21 protein-coding genes are annotated in these 22,037 nt (G+C 66.6%); 12 read left to right on the top strand and 9 right to left on the bottom strand.

The window, feature by feature from the left end:
- Positions 1 to 22: 22 nt before the first annotated feature.
- On the top strand, positions 23 to 889 hold the full coding sequence (locus AB7A72_RS20000; protein WP_369460926.1) for a BUD32 family EKC/KEOPS complex subunit: 867 nt from the start codon (positions 23 to 25) through the stop codon (positions 887 to 889).
- Between the two features lie 74 nt (positions 890 to 963).
- On the opposite strand, the gene AB7A72_RS20005 is transcribed toward AB7A72_RS20000, so the two are convergent.
- Positions 964 to 2,307: a dicarboxylate/amino acid:cation symporter gene (locus AB7A72_RS20005; protein ID WP_369460927.1), complete on the bottom strand. Its 1,344-nt coding sequence runs from the start codon at positions 2,305 to 2,307 to the stop codon at positions 964 to 966.
- Between the two features lie 166 nt (positions 2,308 to 2,473).
- Here AB7A72_RS20005 and AB7A72_RS20010 point away from each other — a divergent pair, with 166 nt between their 5' ends.
- The gene (locus AB7A72_RS20010; protein ID WP_407065004.1) at positions 2,474 to 5,188 is read left to right on the top strand and encodes a sensor histidine kinase; all 2,715 of its coding nucleotides are present in this window, start codon (positions 2,474 to 2,476) and stop codon (positions 5,186 to 5,188) included.
- 60 nt (positions 5,189 to 5,248) lie between these two features.
- On the opposite strand, the gene AB7A72_RS20015 is transcribed toward AB7A72_RS20010, so the two are convergent.
- The 4 genes from AB7A72_RS20015 to AB7A72_RS20030 all read right to left on the bottom strand — a co-directional run bounded on the left by AB7A72_RS20015 (position 5,249) and on the right by AB7A72_RS20030 (position 9,805).
- On the bottom strand, positions 5,249 to 5,911 hold the full coding sequence (locus tag AB7A72_RS20015; protein ID WP_369460928.1) for a response regulator: 663 nt from the start codon (positions 5,909 to 5,911) through the stop codon (positions 5,249 to 5,251).
- Positions 5,912 to 5,988: 77 nt separating this feature from the next.
- Positions 5,989 to 6,975 (bottom strand): Bug family tripartite tricarboxylate transporter substrate binding protein, encoded by a 987-nt coding sequence (locus AB7A72_RS20020; RefSeq protein ID WP_369460929.1) that lies wholly within the window; start codon positions 6,973 to 6,975, stop codon positions 5,989 to 5,991.
- Between the two features lie 67 nt (positions 6,976 to 7,042).
- Positions 7,043 to 8,185, bottom strand: coding sequence for an acyl-CoA dehydrogenase family protein (locus tag AB7A72_RS20025; protein ID WP_369460930.1), 1,143 nt, complete (start codon positions 8,183 to 8,185; stop codon positions 7,043 to 7,045).
- Between the two features lie 42 nt (positions 8,186 to 8,227).
- Positions 8,228 to 9,805 carry an AMP-binding protein gene (locus tag AB7A72_RS20030; RefSeq protein WP_369460931.1) on the bottom strand — a complete coding sequence of 526 codons (1,578 nt, stop codon included), beginning with the start codon at positions 9,803 to 9,805 and terminating at the stop codon, positions 8,228 to 8,230.
- A 210-nt stretch (positions 9,806 to 10,015) separates the two neighbouring features.
- On the opposite strand from AB7A72_RS20030, the gene AB7A72_RS20035 reads away from it, so the two are divergent.
- The 8 genes from AB7A72_RS20035 to AB7A72_RS20070 all read left to right on the top strand — a co-directional run bounded on the left by AB7A72_RS20035 (position 10,016) and on the right by AB7A72_RS20070 (position 17,566).
- Complete coding sequence (locus AB7A72_RS20035; RefSeq protein ID WP_230778741.1) at positions 10,016 to 11,197, top strand: thiolase family protein; 1,182 nt, start codon at positions 10,016 to 10,018, stop codon at positions 11,195 to 11,197.
- Positions 11,198 to 11,263: 66 nt separating this feature from the next.
- Entirely contained in the window at positions 11,264 to 12,031 is a 768-nt protein-coding gene (locus AB7A72_RS20040; protein ID WP_369460932.1) for an SDR family NAD(P)-dependent oxidoreductase, read from the top strand.
- 169 nt (positions 12,032 to 12,200) lie between these two features.
- On the top strand, positions 12,201 to 12,977 hold the full coding sequence (locus tag AB7A72_RS20045) for a crotonase/enoyl-CoA hydratase family protein (RefSeq protein ID WP_312528713.1): 777 nt from the start codon (positions 12,201 to 12,203) through the stop codon (positions 12,975 to 12,977).
- A gap of 71 nt (positions 12,978 to 13,048) precedes the next feature.
- Positions 13,049 to 14,035: a Bug family tripartite tricarboxylate transporter substrate binding protein gene (locus tag AB7A72_RS20050; RefSeq protein WP_239810467.1), complete on the top strand. Its 987-nt coding sequence runs from the start codon at positions 13,049 to 13,051 to the stop codon at positions 14,033 to 14,035.
- Positions 14,036 to 14,047: 12 nt separating this feature from the next.
- Entirely contained in the window at positions 14,048 to 15,772 is a 1,725-nt protein-coding gene (locus AB7A72_RS20055; protein ID WP_369460933.1) for a long-chain-fatty-acid--CoA ligase, read from the top strand.
- Complete coding sequence (locus tag AB7A72_RS20060) at positions 15,769 to 16,572, top strand: SDR family oxidoreductase (RefSeq protein ID WP_133855895.1); 804 nt, start codon at positions 15,769 to 15,771, stop codon at positions 16,570 to 16,572. The genes AB7A72_RS20055 and AB7A72_RS20060 overlap by 4 nt, the downstream gene beginning before the upstream one ends.
- Positions 16,569 to 16,772, top strand: a complete 204-nt coding sequence (locus tag AB7A72_RS20065; RefSeq protein WP_369460934.1) for a hypothetical protein — start codon at positions 16,569 to 16,571, stop codon at positions 16,770 to 16,772. Before AB7A72_RS20060 ends, AB7A72_RS20065 begins: the two co-directional genes overlap by 4 nt.
- On the top strand, positions 16,769 to 17,566 hold the full coding sequence (locus AB7A72_RS20070; protein ID WP_369460935.1) for an enoyl-CoA hydratase/isomerase family protein: 798 nt from the start codon (positions 16,769 to 16,771) through the stop codon (positions 17,564 to 17,566). Before AB7A72_RS20065 ends, AB7A72_RS20070 begins: the two co-directional genes overlap by 4 nt.
- Before the next feature lie 10 nt (positions 17,567 to 17,576).
- Here AB7A72_RS20070 and AB7A72_RS20075 read toward each other — a convergent pair whose 3' ends face one another.
- The 3 genes from AB7A72_RS20075 to AB7A72_RS20085 form a co-directional block, all read right to left on the bottom strand.
- Positions 17,577 to 17,909, bottom strand: coding sequence for a hypothetical protein (locus tag AB7A72_RS20075; RefSeq protein WP_312459701.1), 333 nt, complete (start codon positions 17,907 to 17,909; stop codon positions 17,577 to 17,579).
- 78 nt (positions 17,910 to 17,987) lie between these two features.
- Positions 17,988 to 19,103, bottom strand: coding sequence for a CaiB/BaiF CoA transferase family protein (locus AB7A72_RS20080; protein WP_369460936.1), 1,116 nt, complete (start codon positions 19,101 to 19,103; stop codon positions 17,988 to 17,990).
- A 105-nt stretch (positions 19,104 to 19,208) separates the two neighbouring features.
- Positions 19,209 to 19,991 carry an IclR family transcriptional regulator gene (locus tag AB7A72_RS20085; protein ID WP_116926261.1) on the bottom strand — a complete coding sequence of 261 codons (783 nt, stop codon included), beginning with the start codon at positions 19,989 to 19,991 and terminating at the stop codon, positions 19,209 to 19,211.
- Between the two features lie 146 nt (positions 19,992 to 20,137).
- Here AB7A72_RS20085 and AB7A72_RS20090 point away from each other — a divergent pair, with 146 nt between their 5' ends.
- Positions 20,138 to 20,536 carry a hypothetical protein gene (locus AB7A72_RS20090; protein ID WP_369460937.1) on the top strand — a complete coding sequence of 133 codons (399 nt, stop codon included), beginning with the start codon at positions 20,138 to 20,140 and terminating at the stop codon, positions 20,534 to 20,536.
- Positions 20,536 to 20,868: a YnfA family protein gene (locus AB7A72_RS20095; protein ID WP_239810460.1), complete on the top strand. Its 333-nt coding sequence runs from the start codon at positions 20,536 to 20,538 to the stop codon at positions 20,866 to 20,868. Before AB7A72_RS20090 ends, AB7A72_RS20095 begins: the two co-directional genes overlap by 1 nt.
- 15 nt (positions 20,869 to 20,883) lie before the next feature.
- On the opposite strand, the gene AB7A72_RS20100 is transcribed toward AB7A72_RS20095, so the two are convergent.
- Entirely contained in the window at positions 20,884 to 22,014 is a 1,131-nt protein-coding gene (locus AB7A72_RS20100; RefSeq protein ID WP_312416753.1) for a 3-deoxy-7-phosphoheptulonate synthase, read from the bottom strand.
- Between the last annotated feature and the right edge of the window lie 23 nt (positions 22,015 to 22,037).

Genomic DNA, 22,037 nt, shown 5'->3' on the forward strand with positions numbered 1-22,037 from the left:
GCGGCGTGCGCCCCGCTTGCGCATGACCGATACCCCTCCCCCCTTACAGCCCCCTGCCGCCGCTGGCGCCCCGTCCGGCGCCCTGCCTGCCGGGCGCGCGGACTATGCCGGCTTTTTGCAGCAGCACCTGGCTAGCCAGACCTTCAATGTGGTGCGCTACGAGCTGCCCGGAGAATCGGTCTGGCTCAAAAAGGCCGGGCCGGCGATTGCGGCCTGGCGCTACCGGACCTTGGGCCTGCTCTCGCGGCTTCTCGATGTGCCGGTGCTGCAGCCCGTCGTCAACCCCGGCGGGCGCACGGCCATTGCCACCGAAGTGCGGCGCCTGCGCGACCTGCATGCGCGCGGCCTGCGCGTGCCGATGGTGCTGGCCGATGCACCCGATGGCTTTCTGATGCGCCACCTGGGCCTGCCTGGCGGCAATACGCCATCGCTCAGCGACGAGATCGAAGCAGCAGCCCGGCAAGCACCCGCCAGCACCCTGGTGCTGTGGCAGCAGGGCTTTGCGGCCTTGCAGCGCGTGCATGCCAGCGGCACCTGCCTGAGCCAGGCCTTTGCCCGCAACATGGTGCGTTGCCCCGATGGCGTCATTGGCTATATCGATTTCGAGGACGACCCGCTGGCGACCCTGCCTCCTGCGCTGTGCATCGTCAAGGATGCGCTGTGCTACGCGCATTCCACCGCGCTGTTCCTGGACAACGCCGGCACCCTGGAGGCCGCCCGTGTTGACTGGCAGGCCTGGCTCGCGCAGACCGAGCCTGCGGTGCGCACAGCGCTCGAGCGCACCGTGCAGCAGATGCGCTGGGTCGGCAAGCTGCCCAACCAGCGCAAGCTGGGGCGCGATACCTTGCGGCTGCGGGCGATGGTCGGCCTGCTGCGCCCGCTGCCTTAAGAGCCTGCTCCAGGCATCTCACAGACGAAAAATGGCCTGCATCTGCAGGCCATTGTTTTTGGAGCGGGTGGCGATCAGCCCTTGGCGGTCTCCACCACGGGCACCTGTACCGGCGCATTCTCCAGCACCGGCTCATTGTTCAGCACGGCGTTGAGCTTGGTGTAGTCCAGCGCGTTCTCCCAGCGCGAGACCACGACGGTGGCGACGGCATTGCCGATGAAGTTGGTCAGCGAGCGGCATTCGGACATGAAGCGGTCCACACCGAGGATCAGTGCCATGCCGGCCACGGGCACTTCCGGCACCACGGCCAGCGTAGCAGCCAGGGTGATGAAGCCCGCGCCGGTCACACCGGCAGCGCCCTTGGAGCTCAGCATCGCCACCAGCAGCAGTGCGATCTGGTGTCCCAGGGTCAGGTGGGTGTCGGTCGCCTGGGCGATGAACAGCGCCGCCAGGGTCATGTAGATGTTGGTGCCATCGAGGTTGAACGAGTAGCCGGTAGGAACCACCAGGCCCACCACCGACTTGCTGCAACCGGCCTTTTCCATCTTGTGCATCAGCGAAGGCAGCGCCGATTCGGACGACGAGGTGCCCAGCACCAGCAGCAGCTCATCCTTGAGGTAGCGGATCAGCTTGAGCACCGAGAAGCCGCAGGCACGGGCCACGGCACCCAGAATCACCAGCACGAACAGCAGCGAGGTGATGTAGAAGGTCAGCACCAGCTCGGCCAGGTTCAGCAGCGAGCCCAGACCGAACTTGCCGATCGTGAAGGCCATCGCACCGAAGGCACCGATGGGGGCGAGCTTCATCACGATGTTGACCAGCTTGAAGACGGGCTTGGTCAGGGATTCGAGCAGGTTGAGCACCGGCTTGCCACTGTCGCCGACCATCGCCAGCGACACGCCAAACAGCACCGCCACCAGCAGCACCTGCAGAATGTTGTCGCCGACAAAGGGGCTGATCAGCGTCTTGGGGATGATGTCCATCACAAAACCGGTCAGGGTCATGTCATGCGACTTGGCCACATAGGTGCTGACTTCCTTCTGGTCCAGATCGGCCACATTGATGTGCATGCCAGCACCCGGCTGCATCACATTGGCCACGATCAGGCCCACGATCAGGGCCAGGGTCGAGAAGGTCAGAAAGTACACCATCGCCTTGCCGAACACGCGGCCAACCGCGCTCAGGTGCGTCATGTTCGCAATGCCGGTCACGATGGTCAGGAAGATCACCGGTGCGATGATCATCTTGATCAGCTTGATGAAGGCATCGCCAAAGGGCTTCATCGCCGCACCATACTGGGGCTCGAAATGCCCCAACAAGACGCCGATGATGATGGCCACGATCACCTGGAAGTACAAAGTCCGGTAAAAAGGCGGTGCCTGTACGGGCGCCAGGCTGGCGTTGGAATGGATCTGCATGGTGGGGCTCCAAAGATACGCAGCACCAAGTCGGTGCACTGAGGCGCGTTTGTATCCCAGCCCTTACAGATTGCCCATTAGACATTAGTATTAGGCGCCGCCTTCCCAGAGCTACGGAAAACCCAAACCCAGGGAAACTACCTAGCCAGTTGTTACAACCTCCTCTATGATTGCCCGCCGCTCCCTGCGATCCCTGTGGACCTTCTGCGCCGTGCTGCTGAGCACGGCTGCTGCTGCTGCGGGCGCCTGGCACTGGATGCTGCAGCACAGCCTGGCCGAAGAGAATATGCAGGCCCACCGGCAGCTGGGCCTGTACGCCCAGGCGATGGGCCAGCGGCTGGACCGCTACCGGGTGCTGCCCGATGTGCTGGCGCTCGATGCCGAGCTGCGCGAGGCGCTGACCCATCCGCAAAGCCCCGAGCAGGTGCTGCGTCTGAACCAGAAGCTGGAGCAGGCCAATGGCGCCAGCCTGGCCTCCACCCTCACCTTGATCGATGCCCATGGCGTGGCGCTGGCCGCCAGCAACTGGCGCGGCCCCTCCAGCAACGTCGGGGAGGACTACAGCTTTCGCCCCTATGTGCAGCTGGCGCTGGCCCAGGACAAAGGCAGCTTCTACGGCATCGGCATGACCACCGGCGAGGCCGGTTATTTCCTCTCGCGCGCCATCACCAGCGATGCCGGCGGCCAGCACCGGGTGCTGGGGCTGATCGCCATCAAGATCGTGCTGCTGGAGCTGGAGCGCGAGTGGATCCAGAACCCCGATATCGTGCTGGCCAGCGATGCCAATGGGGTCGTGTTTCTGGCCAGCAATGACGACTGGCGCTACCGCACGCTCAAGACCATCGATGCCAGCGCGCAGCAGGAGATGGACCGCACCCAGCAGTACCGCAGCCAGCCGCTCAAATCCATGCGCTATACGCAGCAGCAGCCACTGGACGAAGGCGGCGCGCTGGTGCAATGGCAAGACCCGGCCGTGGGCCGCAAGCTCTGGCAAAGCCTGGCCTTGCCCGACACCGGCTGGCAGCTGCACATCTTGCACGATGTGGACAACAGCGTGGCCTCTGCCTGGTGGGCCGCTGCGGCTGCCGGCGGTGGCTGGCTGGCGCTGTCGCTGCTGCTGCTGTATGCGCGCCAGCGCCAGCGCCTGTCTGCGCTGCGCCAGCGCAGCCGCGAAGAGCTCGAGGCACTCCTCAAGCAGCATGCGCAAGAGTTGCGCACCGCGCAGGATGGCATCGTGGCCGCCGCCCACCAGGCCGATGCCGGCCACAGCCAGAGCCTCGAGCACCTGCCCCAGGGCGTGGTGGTCATCGATGCCGCGCTGAACCTGGTGGCCTGGAACTCCCGCTACATGGAGCTGTTCCGGCTGCCGGCGGGCCTGCTGAAAGTGGGCATGCCGGTCGAGGAGCTGTACCGCTACAACGCGCGCCGGGGCCTGCTGGGCTCGGGCGACATTGACGAGGCCATCGAGCGGCGCATGCAGTTTCTGCGCAGCGGCAAGCCCCATGCGCGCGAGAGCGAAAAGGCCGACGGCACCGTGCTGGAGATCCGTGGCAACCCCTTGCCCGATGGCGGCTTTGTCACCAGCTATGCCGACATCACCAGCTACAAGAACGCCGCGCGCGAACTGCGCTCCCTGGCCGATGCGCTGGAAAAGCGCATTGCCGACCGCACCGAAGACCTGGCCCAGGCCAAGCGCGAAGCCGAACAAGCCAACCGCTACAAATCCAAGTTCGTGGCCGCCGCGGTGCATGACCTGCTGCAGCCGCTGAACGCCGCGCGGGTGTTTGTGTCGCTGCTGCGCCAGCATGTGCAGGGCGACAAGGCCTTGGAGCTGGCCAGCGATGTCGAAGGGGCGCTGGCCTCTCAGGACGATATCCTCAACAGCCTGCTCGACATCGCACGCATGGAATCGGGCCAGCTGGAGGTCCAGCGCCGTGACTTTGACATCCAGCCGATGCTGGCCCAGCTGGGCAGCAGCCTGGGCGTGCTGGCCCAGGGCCATGGCCTGGAGCTGCAGGTCATCCGCTGCCGAGCCAGGGTGCACAGCGACGAGGCGCTGCTGCGCCGCATTGTGCAGAACTTTCTGTCCAACGCCATCCGCTACACGCGGCGTGGCCGCATCGTGCTGGGCTGCCGGCGCGTCGGCCGGCATCTGCGCATCGAGGTGCATGACCAGGGCCCCGGCATCCCCGAGAGCCTGCACCGCGAGATCTTTGAAGAATTCCGCCGGTTGGAGACCGGCCGCCAGCATGAGCGCGGTGCCGGCCTGGGTCTGGCCATCGTCGACCGCCTGGGGCGCCTGCTGCAGCACCCGATTGGCCTGCGCTCGAGCTTGGGCCGGGGCTCGGTCTTCTGGGTCGAAGTGCCGCTGAGCCAGGCCGCACTGCCGCAGGCGCTGTCTCACCAGGCCGCCGAAACCACCGCGGCGAGCGGCCAGGCCGCACCGCTGCAAGGCGCCAGCGCCTGGTGCATTGGCCAGGCCGCCATTCAAGGCACCGCGCCGCTGCTGCAACGCTGGGGCTGCCAGGTGGCGCAGCATGCCGATGCCGAGGCGGCGTTGGCGCAGGCCCGGAACGGCCCAACGCCGTGGCCTGCCTTTGTCGTGGTCGATGCGGCGCATGCCAGCACGGCCACAATACGCGCCTTGCTGGCCTGCGGGCCCAAAACGCCGGGCGTCGTCTGGCTCAGCACCGATGCCGGCCACCAGGACGCCGCCAGCCAACAGGCCCGTGCGTGGGGCTGGGGGGTGCTGACGCAGCCTGCGCGGCCTGCCGCTCTGCGCGCACTGGTCGGCCAGCTGCTGCTAAGAGCCGGTAACACGACCCAGCAAACCGAAGGTTTGCGGTTGAGACTAGGCGTTAAGCCGCAGGCAGTACAGTAGTACGACAAGGCTTGGCGCGGCCGGCGAGGCAACGACGTATCAAGGGCTGTGTTAGCGGCTCTAAGGCAGCGCTGAGTCGTCGGTGGGCATACCGCCATCCGCCTCCAGGTTGCGCACCAGCACGGCAACCTGGGTGCGGCTGTGGCAGCCGAGCTTTTTCAGGATGGCCGTCACATGCACCTTCACGGTGTGCTCGGTCACGCCCATCTCCTGCGCAATCTGCTTGTTGAGCAGGCCATCGGCCAGGTACAGCAGGGTCTTGAACTGGTGGGGCGTCAGCTGCGCCAGGCGGGCGGCCAGCTCGGCGTCTTCCTGCGACAGCTCGGCAGCCATCGAGGGGAAGACGGTGTCCCCCTCCATCACCGCCTCGATGGCTGCAGTGATGGCATCGGCCGATGCCGCCTTGGAGATAAAACCCGAGGCGCCAAACTGCTGGGCGCGGCGGATGATGCGCGGGTGGTCGTTGGACGAGATGACCACCACCGGCAGCTGCGGGTAGGCGCCGCGCACATGCAGCAGCGCCGAGAAACCATGGGTGCCGGGCATCGTCAGGTCAAGCAGCACCAACTCGATGCCGGGGTGCGCCGCCAAGGCTGCGCTGAGCGAGCTGGCACTGGAGGCTTCCAGCACCTCGAAGGCACCAAAACGCCCCCGGATCACCTGCACCACGGCAGCGCGAAACAGGGGGTGGTCATCGGCAACAAGCAGAGCGGGAGGGGACATAGGCGATAGTCTGCCATTTGCGTGGACCTGTGCGGCGCCGTCCACCTGAAGTCCCGCGGACCTGCTGTGTTTTCGCGTCAATCCATCGAGATCTTCGCCGCATCGACAATCGATTTCCAGTGCGCCGCATCGCGGGCCAGCAGCGGCTTGAACTCCGCCGGCGTCGAGCCCACGGGGATCAGGCCCATGTCCAGCAGGCGCTTGCTGATCTCGGGCATCCTGACAATGGCGGCCAGCTCGTTGCCCAGCTTGTCCACAATCGGCTGCGGTGTGCTGGCCGGCACAAAGTAGCCAAACCAGCCATTGGCCTCAAAGCCGCTGTAGCCGGCCTCGGCCATCGTCGGCACATCGGGCAGCGCGGGGTGGCGCTGCGAGCCGGTCACCGCCAGGATGCTGACCTTGTCCGATTTGATATGCGGGTAGGCCGCAGCTGCATCGATGAAGGCCGACTCCAGCTGGCCGCCCAGCATGGCCGCCATCTCCGGGCCCGAGCCCTGGTACGGCACGTGGACCATGTCGATGCCGGCCTTGAGCTTGAGCTGCTCGCCATGCAGATGCGAGGAGGTGGCATTGCCGTACGAGCCGTAGTTGAGCTTGCCCGGCTGGGCCTTGGCCTTGGCGACGAACTGCTGCAGGCTGGTGATGCCCGAGCTGCGCGGCACGAACACCAGGTCGGCCGACTTGGCCGCCTGCGACACCGGCGCCAGGTCGCTCAACTGGTAAGGCACCTTCTTGTACAGCGCGGGGATCTGCACCAGCGCGGTAATGCCCAGCAGCACCGTGTAGCCATCGGCGGGCGCCTTGGCCACCAGGTCGTTGCCCATCATGCCGCTGGCACCGGGCTTGTTGTCCACAATCACCGGCTGGCCCCAGCGCTGCGACAGCTGGGTGCCCATCAAGCGGGCAATGATGTCGGTGCCGCCCCCTGCCGGGTAGGGCACCACCAGGCGGATGGGCTTGCTGGGGTAGTGGTCGGCGGCCAGGGCGCTGCCGGTGGCAAGCACCAGCGCAGCGCAGGCTGCAGTTGTAAGCACACGGCCCAGGGCCGAGCGGCGGTTTTGCATGGTTTGTCTCCTGTTGCGGGTTATGCCGCTGGCGCGCTCTGTGGCGTGCTCGGGGCGCTGGTCATGGTCAAAGCGTTCGGGCAATGATTTCCTTCATGATCTCGTCGCTGCCGCCGTAGATGCGGCCAATGCGGGCATCGGTCCAGGCCCGGCCGACCTGGTACTCGGTCATGTAGCCGTAGCCGCCGTGCAGCTGCAAAAATTCGTCGAGCAGCTTGTTCTGCAGCGCCGTCGCATTGAGCTTGACCATGGCTGCACGGTCCGGTGTCAGCTCGCGCGTCAGGTGCAGGCGCATGCAGTCGTCGACAAACACGCGCAGCATCGTCGCCTGGGCCTTGGCCTCGGCCAGCTTGAAGCGGGTGTTCTGGAACTCGAACACCGTCTGGCCAAAGGCCTTGCGCTCGCGGGTGTAGTCCACGGTCTTCTGCAAAAAGGCCTCGATCGACATGGCAGCCCGCACCGCCACCACCAGGCGCTCCTGCGCCAGCTCGTGCATCAGGTACTTGAAGCCCAGGTTCTCTTCGCCCAGCAGGTTGTCCACCGGCACGCGCACGTTGTCAAAGAACAGCTCCGAGGTGTCCTGTGCCATCAGGCCGATCTTCTCGAGCTTGCGGCCCTTGGCAAAGCCGGGCGTGCCGTCTTCCACCACGATCAGCGACACGCCCTTGGCCCCCAGCTCGGGCGCCGTCTTGCAGACCACCACGACGATCTCGGCATTGATGCCATTGGTGATGAAGGTCTTGGCGCCATTGATCACATAGTGGTCGCCGTCGCGCCTGGCCGTGGTGCGCACCGATTTGAGGTCGCTGCCCGCGCCGGGCTCGGTCATCGCGATCGCGCCAATCATCTCGCCGGCCGCCATCTTGGGCAGCCAGCGGTCTTTTTGCGCGGTACTGCCATAGGCATGGATATAGGGCGCGACGATGTCCGAATGCAGCGGAAAGCCCAGGCCGCTGGCGCCCGTGCGGGCAATCTCTTCGATCAGCACGGCGGCATGGCCAAAATCGCCCCCGCTGCCATAGGGCTCGGGCAGCATGGTGTTCAAGAGGCCCTCGCGGCCGGCCTTGCGCCAGACCTCCTTGGGGACGATGCCATCGCGCTCCCACTGCGCATGGAAGGGCACGATCTCCTTGTCAAAGAAATGGCGGACGGCATCACGAAACTGCAGATGGTCTTCGCGGAATACGCTGCGTTGGGTCAGGTCTTGCATGGTGGTCAAAGGCTGAGATAGGGAAGAATGAATGGGGGGGCATCAGCCCTGGGCGCCGCTGGTACTGCGCAGGCCAAAGCCCGCCTGCGGCGACGCCTTGAACCGGTCCTTAAGCACGCGGCGCAGCAGCTTGCCGGTCTCCAGCCGGGGCAGGCTGGGCTCGAACACCAGGCGCTGGGGCCGCTTGACCTTGGACAGGATGGCGGCCGCGTGGTCAACGATCGCGCGCGCCATGGCCTCGTCGGGCGCAAAGCCGGGCTTGAGCACCACGACGGCCAGGGTCTGCTCGCCAAAGTCCTCATCGGGCACGCCGACGACGGCCACCTCTTCCACGGCGGCATGCTGGGCCAGCGCGTTCTCGATCTCCTGCGGGTAGAGATTGACCCCGCCCGACAGGATCAGGTCGGCACGCCGGTCGCTCAGGAACAGAAAGCCGTCGGCATCGACATGGCCGATGTCGCCATAGGTGGCCCAGCCGCGCGCATCGATGGCCTCGCGCGTCTTGCGCTCGTCATTGAGGTACTGGAAGGCACCGCCGCCCGAGAAATACACCCGGCCGACCTCGCCCACGCCCAGCTCCTGCCCGTCGTCGCCGACGATATGCAGCTGGCCGCTGATGGCCCGGCCGACCGAGCCTGGCCGTGCACGCCATTCGGCCGAATCGATCAACGTCGTGCCGCAGCCTTCGGAGCCGGCGTAGTACTCCAGCAGGATGTCGCCCCACCAGTCCAGCATGCCCTGCTTGACGGCCACCGGGCAGGGCGCTGCCGCATGGATGGCCACGCGGTGGCTGTCCAGCCGGTAGCGGCGCTTGACCTCGTCGGGCAGCTTGAGCAGGCGCCCCAGCATCGTCGGCACCCACTGGCTGTGGCTGACCTGGTAGCGTTCGATCAGCGCCAGCGCCTGCTCGGGCTCGAAGCGGCTCATGATGATGGCCGAGCCGCCGACATCCAGGGTGCGCAGGCTGTAGCGCAGCGGTGCCGCATGGTAGAGCGGCGCGGGCGAGAGGTAGACGGCGTCTTCATCAAACCGCATGCTGCGCATCCATGCAGCTACCTCGGGGTCGCGCTGCGTGCGGTAGGCTGCAGCCAGCAGCGGCTTCTTGATGCCCTTGGGCCGGCCGGTGGTGCCGCTGGAATAGAGCAGATCGCGGCCCAACGGGCGCGTGGCCAGGTCGATCGGCGCGCGCTGGGGTACGGCGGCCAGCGCATCGGCCAGGGGCGCCACACCCGGCGTATCGCCATCGACCGAATAGCAGGCCAGCGCCAGGCCCTGCACCGCCTCTTGCGCAGTCGGCCAGGTCTTGCTGGAGACCAGCAGCACCTTGGCACCGCTGTCCTGGGCGATATAGGCCACCTCGGCCGCGGTCAGGTGGGTGCTGATGACGGCGGCGTACAGGCCGGCCAGCCGCGCGGCCAGTACCAGCTGCATAATTTCATAACGGTTCTCCAGCAGCACCGCAATCGTCTCCTCGGCCTGCAGCCCCTGCTGCGCCAGCCACTGCGCCATCTGCTCGGCGCCCTGCGCGATCTCGCCTGCGGTGTAGCACCGGCCGGTATCGGCCTGCGTCAAAACCACCCGCTCGGGCTGGGCCTGGGCCCAGCTGAAGAAGTTGTGCATCTCCTCGGTCTCCGTGGTGCACAGGGGATCGCTGCACGCAATCACCTGTGTTACATCTTTACTTTAATTTTGAATCACTCGTCTCGAATTTCTAGATTTCACAGACAGTATCTGGCGTTTGCTGCGAAATTTGCTGCGGGTAAATACCAGTAGGTATTCGGTTTTTTGAAACCTATCATTAATTTAATGATCCACAAGTCTCATTAAATGATGAAAACACCTGTCATTGTCGATGCCATCCGCAGCCCCATGGCCCGGGCCAAACCCGATGGCGCGCTGGCCGAAGTCCACCCGGTCGACCTGCTCTCCCAGGTGCTGGAGCAGCTGGTGGCCCGCAACCAGCTCGACCCCGCGACCGTCGATGACGTGATCTGCGGCTGCGTCAGCCAGGCGGGCGAGCAGGCCGGCACGCCCGGGCGCCTGGCCTGGCTGGCCGCCGGCCTGCCCACCCATGTGCCCTCGACCACGATTGACCGCAAATGCGGCTCCAGCCAGCAGGCGGTGCACTTTGCCGCCCAGGCCATCATGTCCGGCACGCAGGACATCGTCATCGCCTGCGGTGTCGAATCGATGAGCCGGGTGCCAATGGGAAGCTCACGCATGGGCAAGAACACGACCGGTGCCCGCTTTGACGAGCGCTATGCACCGGGCCTCGTGGGCCAGGGGGTGTCGGCCGACCTGGTGGCCGCCAAATGGGGCCTGTCGCGCAGCGATCTGGATGCCTATGCCGCCCGCTCGCACCAGCGCGCCCATGCCGCCCAAAGCAGCGGCGGCTTTGCGCGCGAGATCGTGCCCATCCGCAGCCCGCTGGGCCTTGTCAGTGCTGACGAGACCATCCGCGCCAGCACCACGGCCGAGAAGCTCGCCGGCCTCAAGGCCGTGTTCGAGAGCGAAGAACTCTCGGCCCGCTTTCCGCAGATCCAGTGGAGCACCACGGCCGGCAATGCCTCGCAGATGACCGATGGCGCCAGCGCCATGCTGATCATGAGCGAAGAGCGCGCGCTGCAATTGGGACTGCGCCCACGCGCCCGCTTTGTGGCCTTTGATGTCGTGGGCGACGACCCGCTGTACATGCTGACCGCCCCCATCCCCGCCACCCAGCGCGTGCTGGCCAAGGCGCGCATGCAGCTGGGCGACATTGCGCACTACGAGATCAACGAGGCCTTTGCCTCGGTGCCACTGGCCTGGCAGAAAGAGCTGGGTGCCGATGGCGAGCGCCTGAACCCGCGCGGCGGCGCGATTGCGCTGGGCCACCCGCTGGGCGCCTCGGGCCTGCGGCTGATGACCACGATGCTGCATGCGCTGGAAGACAGCGGTGAGCGCTATGGCCTGCAGTCGATGTGCGAGGCGGGTGGCATGGCCAACGCCACGATTATTGAAGTGCTGCGCTAAGTGCCTCAGAGAGCCGTCACAACGGCTCCATCGGATTGAACCTTTGAACTGACAAGGATTTTTGAGATGCAATTGACCCAAGGAATAACCGCCCTCGTGACCGGCGGCGTATCGGGGCTGGGCGAAGCCAGCGCAGTGGCCCTGCTGGAGCGCGGCCTGAACGTGGTGGCGGTGGACCTGAACGAAGAGCGCGGCGCAGCGATGGAAAAGCAGTACGCCGGCCAGCTCCGGTTCATCAAGGCCGATGTGGCCGATGCCGAGCAGATGCAAAAGGCCGTGTCTGCGGCGCAGGCCTGGGGCCAGTTCCGTGCGCTGGTGCACTGCGCCGGCATCGGCGGCCCGGTGCGCCTGATCGAGAAGGACGGCAGCCCCGGCTCGCTGGAAAAGTACACGAACATCATCCGCATCAACCAGATCGGCACCTTCAACACCTTGCGCCTGTCGGCCGTGGCGATGGCGCAGAACGAGCCGCTGGAAGGCGAGCGCGGCGCCTGCGTGCTGACCGCCTCGGTCGCGGGCTATGAAGGCCAGATCGGCCAGATCCCCTATGCCTCGTCGAAGGCCGCCGTCATCGGCATGACCATCGTCGCCGCGCGCGATCTGGCCTCCAAGATGATCCGCGTCTGCACCATTGCACCGGGCCTGTTCGACACCCCCATCCTCGCCAAGCTGCCCGAGAACGTGCGCCAGTCGCTCGCCGCGTCGGTCCCCAACCCGGCACGCCTGGGCCGCCCGCCCGAGTACGCGATGACGGCGCTGCACATTCTGGAGAACCCGATGCTCAACGGCGAAACCATCCGCCTGGACGGCGCCATCCGCATGCAACCACGCTGAGGCACTAACACAGCCCTTGATACGTCGTTGCACGCCTTGTCGTACTTTTGTACTGCCTGCGGCTTTGCGCCTCGTCGGGGGCGCTCAGCCTCAATCGCAAACCTTCGGTTTGCTGGGCTGTCTTAGCGCCTCAAAACCCCTGCCCTGCAGCACCCTTTGAAAGGCTCCCATGTCTGGCTCTGACACCACCGAACTCCTGGTCGAAACCCGTGGCCCGGTGCTCATCATGCAGCTCAATCGCCCCCAGGCGCGCAATGCCGCCACCTTGGAGATGGCCGAGGCGATGGCCAGTGCGCTCGACGCGCTGGACAGCCGGCCGGACCTCAGGGTAGGCATCATCACCGGCGCGGGCGGCAGCTTTTGCGCCGGCATGGACCTCAAGGGCTTTTTGCAGGGCAAGCGCCCCAGCCTGCCGGGGCGCGGCTTTTGCGGGTTGACGATGCGGCCACCTGCCAAGCCGCTGATCGCGGCGGTGGAAGGCTATGCGCTGGCTGGCGGCTTTGAGGTGGCGCTGGCCTGCGACCTGATCGTGGCCGCACGCAATGCCCAATTTGGCCTGCCCGAAGTCAAGCGGGGCCTGGCTGCATCGGCCGGTGGCCTGCTGCGCCTGCCCAAACGCCTGCCCTACCACGTGGCGCTGGAATGCATCCTCACCGGCGACATGTTCGGCGCCGAGCGATTTGCCCAGCTGGGCCTGGTCAACCGCCTGACCGAGCCCGGCGGCGCACTCGATGCCGCACTGGCGCTGGCGCAGACCATTGCCGCCAATGGCCCGCTGGCAGTCGCCGCGAGCAAGCAGGTGGCCAGCCAGTCCGGCGAATGGCCGCTGGCGGAGATGTTCGAGCGCCAGTCCGCCATCACCGCGCCGGTGTTCAGCTCGCAGGATGCGCGCGAAGGCGCGGCCGCCTTTGCGGAAAAACGCGCACCGGTCTGGAAGGGTGCCTGAACCCCGTCCAGCAACTCTGCGTTGTACAGCCCTTGGACGCGCCACAGAAGCGCGCAGCAGGAGACAAACCCATGCCACGTACCCAGCCTCTTCGCCAGCCCCTGCGGGCCTTGGCGGCCCTGGCGCTGCTCGCCAGCGCGCTCCACGCCCATGCCGAGGCCAGCTGGCCCACGCGCACCATCACCTTGGTGGTGCCCGGCGCCGCCGGCGGATCGACCGATATTCCCGCACGCCTGCTGGCCCAAAAGCTGGGCCAGCGGCTGGGCCAGCCGGTGATCGTTGACAACAAACCCGGCGCCGGCGGCAGCCTGGGGGCCAGCCTGGTCGCCCGCGCCCAGCCCGACGGCTACACGGTGCTGGTAGGCAACAGCGGCTCCAATGCGATCAACTACACGGCCTATAAAAAGCTCAGCTACCAACCCGGCGACTTTGCCCCGCTGACCGACATGATCTCGTTTGCCAACGTGCTGGTGGTGCCCGCCAAGTCGCCCATCCAGAGCCTGGATGCGCTGGTGGCCGCTGCCAAGGCGCAGCCGGGCAAGCTGTCGTTCTCGTCCGCCGGTGTGGGCCAGACCACGCACCTGATGGGCGAGCTGTTCAAGGAGCGCACCGGCACCGATGTGGTCCACATCCCCTACAAGGGCTCGGCCCCCGGGACGATGGCGATCGTGACCGGCGAGACCCAGTTCATGTTCGACAACATGACCGCCTCGCTGGTCCATATCAAGGATGGCAAGCTGCGCCCGCTGGCCGTTACCGGCGACCAGCGCGAGCCCGATCTGCCCGAGGTGCCGACGATGACCGAGCTGGGCATGCGCAACTTCAACCAGGTCGGCTGGATGGGCTTCTTCGTGCCCGCCAAGACCCCGCCCGAAGTGCAGAAAAAACTGGCTGAGAACCTGCAGGCCGTGCTGCATGACCCCGACATCATGCGCCGCTACCGCGCGCTGGGCGGCCGCCCCGGCGGCATGCCCCAAGCAGACTTTGCCAAGCTGGTGGCCGATGACCAGCAGACCTGGGGCGCGCTGATCCAAAGCCAGCAGCTGCAGCTGGACTGACACGACCCGCCGATGTTTGACACGCCCACCTCCACCGCCTCTCCCCGCCCAGCGCTGCCTTTCTACTGGCCCAAAGGGGTCTCGCGCGATCTGCGCGTGCCCCGCATCAGCCTGGATGACAACCTGAGCGCCTCGGCCCAGCGCTACCCGGACAAGCCCGCCATCATCTACGCGGGTGCCAGCACCAGCTATGCCCAGCTGCTGGCCCAGGTGGAGGCGCTGGCCGGCTTCCTGCAGCAGCGCCTGCAGCTGGCACCGGGCCAGCGCGTGCTGCTGCAAAGCCAGAACTGCCCGCAGTTCGTCATCGCCTGCTATGCCATCTACCGCGCCGGTGGCGTGGTGGTGCCGGTGAGCGCGATGACCACGGCCACCGAGCTGCGCTACTACGCCGACAACAGCGGCGCGCGCCTGGCCATCGCCGCCCAGGAGCTGCTGGCCAGCGCCCAGCCCTGTGTGGACGAGGGCCTGCTCGATGCGGTGGTCGTGCATGCCTACAGCGATGCGCTTCCCACCACGCCGCCACCCGATGCGCTGCCCGAGGTGGTGACAGCGCCTCGTCTGCCGCTGCCCGCTGGCCCCTACCATGGCTTTGCCGCAGCGCTGGCGCTGCAGCTGGCGCCCGGCCCGCGTGTGGCTCAGGCCGACATGCTGGCCACCATCCCCTATACCTCGGGCACCACCGGCCACCCCAAGGGCTGCATGCACAGCCACCACTCGGTGCTGGCATCGCTCACCGGCTCAAGGCTGTGGCGCGGCTTCAATGACGACCTGGTGTTTCTATCGGTCGCGCCGATGTTCCACATGCTGGGCACGCAGTACGGCATGAACATGCCCATTGCCGTGGGCGGCACCGTGGTGATGATGCCGCGCTGGGATGCGCTGCTGGCCGCCCGGCTGATCGAGCGCCACCAGGTCACCGCCTGGACGGCGCCGCCCAGCATGGTGATCGACCTGTTCAGCCAGGCCACTGCCCATGGGCTGGACCTGTCGAGCCTGGCCATGCTGGCCGGTGGCGGCGCGGCCATGCCCGAGGCGGTATCGCAGATGCTGGCCGAACGTTATGGCCTGCACTACAGCGAAGGCTATGGCCTGACCGAGACCGCCGCCTTTTTGCATGCCAACCCGCCGGGCCACGCCAAGCGCCAGTGCCTGGGCGTGCCTACCCAGGGCGTGCATTCGATGATCGTCGACCCCGAGACCCTGCAAGAGCTGCCCGCAGGCGAGGTGGGCGAGTTGGTCTCCAGCGGCGAACAGGTGATGCAGGGCTACTGGCGCAATGACGAGGCCAACCGCGCGGCCTTTTTCGAACGCCATGGCCGGCGCTACTTTCGCACCGGCGACCTGGCCTCGGTCGACGAGGACGGCTACTACTTCATGCGCGACCGCTTGAAACGCATGATCAATGCCAACGGCTACAAGGTCTGGCCCGCCGAGGTCGAAAACATGCTCTACAGCCACCCGGCCGTGCTGGAGGCCTGCGTGATCGCCGTGCCCGATGCCAAGCGCGGCGAATCGGTCAAGGCCCTCGTGGTGCTGCGCCCTGGCGCGCAGGCGTCGGAGGACGAAATCATCGGCTGGAGCCGTGAACAGATGGCCGCCTACAAGGTGCCACGCGCGGTGGACTTTCTCGCCGCACTGCCCAAATCCGCCACCGGCAAGATCCAGTGGCGCGCATTGCAGGAGGCGGCGCAGCAAGCCGCTGCCTCCTCCCCTTCTTTGCATACGGAACACCCATGAGCTCTTTTTCCTTTCGCCACCAGCATGTGTTTGTCGCAGGCGGCAGCAGTGGCATCAACCTGGGCATTGCCAAGGCCTTCGCCCGCGCCGGCGCCCATGTCGTGGTCATGAGCCGCTCGGCCGACAAGGTGGCCCAGGCCGCCGCCGAGCTGGAGGCGCTGGGCGCCCAGGCCCTGGGCCTGAGCGCCGATGTGCGCGACCCCGCCGCCGTGCAGGCCGCGCTGGAGCAGGCGCATGCCCGCTTTGGCCCCATCGATGTGCTGGTCTCGGGCGCTGCGGGCAACTTCATTGCGCCGGCCAAGGACCTGTCGCCCAATGGCTTCAAGACGGTTGTCGACATCGACCTCAATGGCAGCTTCCATGTGCTGCGCCTGGCTTACCCGATGCTGCGCAAGCCCGGCGCCAGCGTCATCAACATCTCGGCGCCGCAAGGTGTCAACCCGACGATGTACCAGGTCCATGCCTGCGCGGCCAAGGCCGGCATCGACATGATGACCAAGGTGCTGGCGCTGGAATGGGGCGAGGACGGCATCCGCGTCAACAGCATCTCGCCCGGCCCCATCGGCGATACCGAGGGCATGCGGCGCCTGGCGCCCACGGCCGATGCGCTCGAGCGCGCCGTCTCCACCGTGCCGCTGCTGCGCATGGGCAGCACCGACGATGTCGCCCACATGGCCCTGTTCCTGTCGTCCGAACTGGCCAGCTATGTGACCGGGGCCATCATCCCGGTCGATGGCGGCGCTGCACTGCGCGGCGGGCGCGACATGCGTGCCTCCTACGTCCCCAGGAGCGCCGCATGAACCAATGCTACGAACGCATCATTTTTGAGCGCCAGGACGGCGTGGCCACCTTGCGCTTTCACTGCCCCGACATGGCGCTGTTCCTGTCGTCCGAACTGGCCAGCTATGTGACCGGGGCCATCATCCCGGTCGATGGCGGCGCTGCACTGCGTGGCGGGCGCGACATGCGTGCGTCCTACGTCCCCAGGAGCGCCGCATGAGCCAATGCTACGAACGCATCATTTTTGAGCGCCAGGACGGCGTGGCCACCTTGCGCTTCAACTACCCGGCCAAGCGCAATGCCTTCGACCCGCAGATGCGCGAGGAGATGGCCGAAGTGGTGCGCCTGGTGCAGACCGACGCCAGCCTGCGTGCGCTGGTGCTGACCGGCGTTGGCGACCATTTCTGCTCGGGCGGGGACCTGGGCAACATTGCGGCATCGGGTCTGGACAATGCCGGCTGGCGCGCGCGCCTGTCCAGCCTGCACCACTGGCTCAAGGACCTGATGCTGCTGGACAAGCCGGTGATTGCGGCGGTGGACGGCGCTGCCTATGGCGCGGGCTTCAGCCTGGCCTTGGCGGCGGACTTCATCATCGCCTCGGACCGGGCGCGCTTTGCGATGTCCTTTATCCGGGTTGGCGTTGTGCCCGACTGCGCGGCTTTCTACACCCTGCCGCGCGTCGTCGGCGTGCAGCGCGCGCGTGAACTGATGCTGTCCGGCCGCGAGGTCTCTGCCCAGGAGGCCTTGCAGCTGGGCATTGCCAGCGAGCTGGTGGCCCCCGAGCAGCTGCAGGCGCGGGCCCAGGCGATTGCGCAGAGCTTTGTCGGTGCATCGCCGGTGGCGCTGAGTCTGATCAAACGCTCGCTCGCGATGGCGGCGAACGACTTGCCTGCGCTGCTGGAGCAAGAGGCGAACGCCCAGGCGCTGGCGATGGGCACGGCCCAGCACCGCGAAGCCGTGCAGGCCTTTTTGAACAAGCAGCCTGCGCCCTTCCAGTGGCCGGCGCGGACCTGAAAAAACCGGTTTATTCGTTGCTGGCGCTGCCGCGTTTCTTGGGCGGCTCCATCGCGTTGCGGCGGCTCATCCCGGCCCGCCCGGCCTTGCTCCAGTCATAGTGTTCGCCATCGGGCGTGCGGCCGTCTTCAACGGCAGCCACCCCTATCTGCCCGACCATGTCGCGCAGCTCGGACGACATCACCACATGCGCATGGCGCGGATCGGCGCGCAGGCGCTGGCATTGCGCCAGTGCCTCGCTCATCTGCTGGTCGCTGTAGGCCAGGCACTGCGGCTGCCAGTCGGGCGGCATGCCCTCGGCATCCTCGGCGTTGTTGCGCAGATAAAAAACCACAATGCCCATCGGCAACTCCCTGTGTCGGTGCCCGGCCAGGCGCAGCCCGGGCAGGGCCGCATTGTCGCACTCTGACGCACAGGACGCCTAGCGGCGCCAAGCCGCGCTGGCATCCCCTGCGTTCACCTGCGCGAGTACGGCCTCGGTATGGGCGCCTGCGGCGCACATCGCCGGCGTGTCATAGGCCTGGCCGTCAAAGCGCGGCGCCGGGGCGGCCTGCAACACGCCGCCTTGCGCGTGGTAGACACCACGCGCCTGCATATGCGGGTGCGCTGCGGCCTCCAGCGGGCTCAATACGGCGCCAAAGCAGACATCACTGCCCTCGAACACCTGCTGCCAATGCGCGCGCGGCTCGGTGATGAACAGCGCCTGCAGGCGCGCACGGCGGCGCGGCCACAGCGCCTTGTCCCACTGCGACTGGGGCGCGGCAAAATCCGGGTCGTCCGCCAGGCCCAGCGTCTGCAGCAGCAGCGCGTAGAACTGCGGCTCGATGCTGCCGATGGTGATGTGCTCGCCATCGGCGCAGACATAGGTCTCATAGAACGGTGCGCTGTCGTGGATGCTTTGGCCGCGCACATCGGCCACAATGCCGCGCTGGCGGGCGCTCAGCGCCAGGTTCAGCATATGGGCCGCGCCATCGACGATGGCCGCATCCACCACGCAGCCCCGGCCGCTGCTGCGCGCCTGGATCACGCCGGCGAGCAGCCCGGTCATCAGGTAGAGCGCGCCGCCGCCGATATCGCCCACCATCGCAAACGACGACACCGGCCGCGCACCGGCCGGGCTGCAGCCCCAGAGCGCGCCCGAGACGGCGGCGTAGTTGTTGTCATGGCCGGCGCGCGGGGCCAACGGGCCGCTCTGGCCCCAGCCGGTCATGCGGCCGTAGACGAGGGCCGGGTTCAGCGCCTGGCACTCGGCCGGGCCCAGGCCCAGGCGCTCCATCACGCCGGGGCGCATGCCTTCGATCAGCACATCGGCTTCACGCACCAGCGCCAGCACCAGGGCCTTGCCCTCGGGGCTTTTCAGGTCGGCGAAGACCGAGCGCTTGCCCCGGTTGAGCAGGTTGCCGGTGGGGGATGCGCCTTTTTCCTCGCGCACGATGGAGATCACATCGGCGCCCAGGTCGGCCAGGTGCATCGCGCAGAACGGGCCCGGTCCCAGGCCACCAATCTCCAGCACCTTGATGCCGTCCAATACTTTCATGCTTGTCTCCTGTGGTTGTTTTTTGCGATGCGCCGCCTGACGCGGCCAAGTGAGACCCGGCCAGGTCAGGCCCGGCCGGGTTAGGCCCAGCCAGCTCAGTCCCGATCAGGACAGGCTGGAGGTGCCGATCAGCCCTTCGAGCGAGCGCACCAGGGTCACCAGGCGCGGGCCGATGTCGGTCTCCAGCTCGCGGCTCTTGGGGTTGTAGGTGGGGACGGAGGCGCCAAACACCCAGCGCTCACCATCGATGGGCTGCGACAGCGGCACGGCGATCGACAGAATCTCACGGTGCAGATCGCCATGGCTGCGGCAAAAGCCGTGCAAGGCCAGGTCCTGGCGCGCATCGTCCAGGCGCTCGCGCAGCAGCGCAGCGCGCTCGGGTGCGCGGCCATCGAGCTCGTCCAGATAGGCCTGGCGCTCGGCCTCGCTTTGGCCCAGCAGGTAAGCGCGGCCAGTCGCGGTGCGCACCAACGATACAGCCACCCCGATCTCGGGCGTGAAGACCTTGTTGTCCATGCCATTGGCCAGCTCGGCCAGCACCAGGCGCCGGCCCTCACCCACCGCCAGCTGGATCTGGCCGCCCATGTAGTTGGCCAGCTCCTGCATCTGCGGGCGGGCAAACTGACGCACCGTCATGCGCGACAGCAGTGGCGAGGCGAGGTTGAGCACCCCGATGCCCAGCACGTACTTGGACAAGCGCTCCGAATAGCGCAGCAGGCCCAGCTCGCACAGGGTTTCGGTCAGGCGGAACAAGGTCGGTTTGGGCAAACCCGTCAGGTCCATCAGCTCTTTGCCACTGAGTTCTTGCTGCTTGTTGTTAAAGCACTGCAAAATACTGACGCCGCGCACGAGCGCGCTGACCAGTTTTCCATCTGCTTCAGAATTCATATTTCAGTATATAAGTTACTTATTACGAGACAAATGTCTCGATTTATGAAATTCTAATCGGGATTGGGCTGATATGGGCAGCTTGCAGCTTGGCTTGGTGCCCCCAGCCGCCCAATGGCGGCAATCTGCAACACTCCCCACCTGCCATGAGCCTGAACCAACACGGTCTGCCCACCCGCGTACCCGCGATCGCCGCCATCGGCCAACTGCTGGCGGACCGGCAACTGCCCGCCGCCGAACGCCAGCAAGCCCTGGATCTGCTGGTGCAAGACCATGCCGATCTGGACGAGGTGGAAAGCCAGGCCGCCCTCTGGGCCATTGCCCAGATGGGGCGCGACGAAGCCGCCTGCGCGGCATTGCTGGCCTGCGCCGATACCTGGCTGCAGAACGCTGAGATGGCGCAGCCGTTTCTGGATGGCTATGCCCAGGTCTGCGGCAACCGCATCGTGCCCGCTGCAGCCCCGGCCTTTGCCCAGCTGCAGCAGCTGGCGCAGCACGATGCCGAACTGGCCGCCCGCCTGCCTACCTTCACGAAAGCGTCTTGATGTCTCTGCTGACGACCACCGCCTTGTTTGTGCTGACGGCGATTGCCGAGATCGTGGGCTGCTACCTGCCCTATCTCTGGCTCAAGGACAAGGCGCCGGCCTGGGTGCTGTTGCCGGCGGTGCTGGCGCTGGTGGCCTTTGTCTGGCTGCTGAGCCTGCACCCGACCGCATCGGGCCGGGTGTATGCCGCTTACGGCGGCGTCTATGTGACGACGGCGATTGCCTGGCTGTGGCTGGTCGATGGCATCCGCCCCAGCAGCTGGGACATCGCCGGCGTGCTGCTGTGCCTGGCCGGCATGGGCGTGATCATGCTGGGTGCGGCGCAGCGCTGAGCCGTCTACACTGTTTCAGCCCTTGTTGGCAGCGCGGCGCGCCTGCACCGCTTGCGCCAGCTGGGCCAGCACCGGCAGGGTCTGCTCCATGCTGATGCAGGCATCGGTGAGCGAGACCCCATAGGCCAGCGGCTGACCTTCGACGATGTCTTGCCGGCCTTCGTGGATATGGCTCTCGATCATCACACCGGTGATGCGGCGGTCGCCCGCTGCGACCTGCTGGGCCACATCGGCGGCCACATCGATCTGGCGGCGGTGCTGCTTGCTGCTGTTGGCATGCGACAGGTCGATCATCACCTGCTGATGCAGGCCGGCCTTGGCCAGCACCTCGCAGGCGGCCTGCACATCGGCCGCGCTGTAGTTGGGCTGCTTGCCGCCGCGCAGGATGATGTGGCAGTCCTGGTTGCCACGGGTCTCGAAGATGGCACTCTGGCCCATCTTGGTCATGCCCATGAAGGCATGCTCGGACTGGGCCGCCAAAATGGCGTCGCTGGCCACCTTGACGCCACCATCGGTGCCGTTCTTGAAGCCCACCGGGCAGGACAGGCCACTGGCCAGCTGGCGGTGGCTCTGGCTCTCGGTGGTGCGCGCGCCAATGGCGCCCCAGCTGACCAGGTCACTGATGAACTGCGGCGACAGCAGATCCAGAAACTCGGTGCCCGCCGGCAGGCCCAGCGCCAGAATGTCGAGCAGCAGGCGGCGCGCCAGCTCCAGCCCCTCATTGACGGCAAAGCTGCCATCGAGGTGCGGGTCGTTGATATAGCCCTTCCAGCCCACGGTCGTGCGCGGCTTTTCAAAGTACACGCGCATGACCACCAGCAGGTCGTCCTTCAATGCTTCGGCCTGCACCTTGAGCTGGCGCGCATAGTCCATCGCCAGGTCATGGTCGTGGATGGAGCAAGGGCCCACGACGACGACCAGGCGGTCGTCCTGGCCATGCAGAATCCTGGAGATGGCCGCGCGGCTCGACGCCACCAGCTGGTAGGCCTCGTCGGTGATGGGCAGCCACTCCTCCAGCAAGGCGGGCGTGATCAGCGGGCGCACCACCTTGATGCGGGTGTCATCGATGCGGGTCTTGTCAACCGTGGAAAGCCGGGACGGGGACTTGCGAGGCACGGTGCCTGCAGCAATAGAAGAATCGGTCATCCCGCTATTGTCGCAGGGCCTGC

Source organism: Comamonas sediminis, from assembly GCF_041107495.1.
Lineage (GTDB): Bacteria > Pseudomonadota > Gammaproteobacteria > Burkholderiales > Burkholderiaceae_C > Comamonas > Comamonas sediminis.

What these genes read in the sequence shown, in the direction of transcription:
- AB7A72_RS20075 (WP_312459701.1), bottom strand. Translation starts at nt 17,909, where the DNA reads ATGGGCATTGTGGTTTTTTATCTGCGCAACAACGCCGAGGATGCCGAG.
- AB7A72_RS20080 (WP_369460936.1), bottom strand. Translation starts at nt 19,103, where the DNA reads ATGAAAGTATTGGACGGCATCAAGGTGCTGGAGATTGGTGGCCTGGGA.
- AB7A72_RS20095 (WP_239810460.1), top strand. Translation starts at nt 20,536, where the DNA reads ATGTCTCTGCTGACGACCACCGCCTTGTTTGTGCTGACGGCGATTGCC.
- AB7A72_RS20055 (WP_369460933.1), top strand. Translation starts at nt 14,048, where the DNA reads ATGTTTGACACGCCCACCTCCACCGCCTCTCCCCGCCCAGCGCTGCCT.
- AB7A72_RS20090 (WP_369460937.1), top strand. Translation starts at nt 20,138, where the DNA reads ATGAGCCTGAACCAACACGGTCTGCCCACCCGCGTACCCGCGATCGCC.
- AB7A72_RS20085 (WP_116926261.1), bottom strand. Translation starts at nt 19,991, where the DNA reads ATGAATTCTGAAGCAGATGGAAAACTGGTCAGCGCGCTCGTGCGCGGC.
- AB7A72_RS20065 (WP_369460934.1), top strand. Translation starts at nt 16,569, where the DNA reads ATGAACCAATGCTACGAACGCATCATTTTTGAGCGCCAGGACGGCGTG.
- AB7A72_RS20040 (WP_369460932.1), top strand. Translation starts at nt 11,264, where the DNA reads ATGCAATTGACCCAAGGAATAACCGCCCTCGTGACCGGCGGCGTATCG.
- AB7A72_RS20030 (WP_369460931.1), bottom strand. Translation starts at nt 9,805, where the DNA reads ATGCACAACTTCTTCAGCTGGGCCCAGGCCCAGCCCGAGCGGGTGGTT.
- AB7A72_RS20045 (WP_312528713.1), top strand. Translation starts at nt 12,201, where the DNA reads ATGTCTGGCTCTGACACCACCGAACTCCTGGTCGAAACCCGTGGCCCG.
- AB7A72_RS20020 (WP_369460929.1), bottom strand. Translation starts at nt 6,975, where the DNA reads ATGCAAAACCGCCGCTCGGCCCTGGGCCGTGTGCTTACAACTGCAGCC.
- AB7A72_RS20025 (WP_369460930.1), bottom strand. Translation starts at nt 8,185, where the DNA reads ATGCAAGACCTGACCCAACGCAGCGTATTCCGCGAAGACCATCTGCAG.
- AB7A72_RS20005 (WP_369460927.1), bottom strand. Translation starts at nt 2,307, where the DNA reads ATGCAGATCCATTCCAACGCCAGCCTGGCGCCCGTACAGGCACCGCCT.
- AB7A72_RS20015 (WP_369460928.1), bottom strand. Translation starts at nt 5,911, where the DNA reads ATGTCCCCTCCCGCTCTGCTTGTTGCCGATGACCACCCCCTGTTTCGC.
- AB7A72_RS20070 (WP_369460935.1), top strand. Translation starts at nt 16,769, where the DNA reads ATGAGCCAATGCTACGAACGCATCATTTTTGAGCGCCAGGACGGCGTG.
- AB7A72_RS20100 (WP_312416753.1), bottom strand. Translation starts at nt 22,014, where the DNA reads ATGACCGATTCTTCTATTGCTGCAGGCACCGTGCCTCGCAAGTCCCCG.
- AB7A72_RS20000 (WP_369460926.1), top strand. Translation starts at nt 23, where the DNA reads ATGACCGATACCCCTCCCCCCTTACAGCCCCCTGCCGCCGCTGGCGCC.
- AB7A72_RS20010 (WP_407065004.1), top strand. Translation starts at nt 2,474, where the DNA reads ATGATTGCCCGCCGCTCCCTGCGATCCCTGTGGACCTTCTGCGCCGTG.
- AB7A72_RS20035 (WP_230778741.1), top strand. Translation starts at nt 10,016, where the DNA reads ATGAAAACACCTGTCATTGTCGATGCCATCCGCAGCCCCATGGCCCGG.
- AB7A72_RS20050 (WP_239810467.1), top strand. Translation starts at nt 13,049, where the DNA reads ATGCCACGTACCCAGCCTCTTCGCCAGCCCCTGCGGGCCTTGGCGGCC.
- AB7A72_RS20060 (WP_133855895.1), top strand. Translation starts at nt 15,769, where the DNA reads ATGAGCTCTTTTTCCTTTCGCCACCAGCATGTGTTTGTCGCAGGCGGC.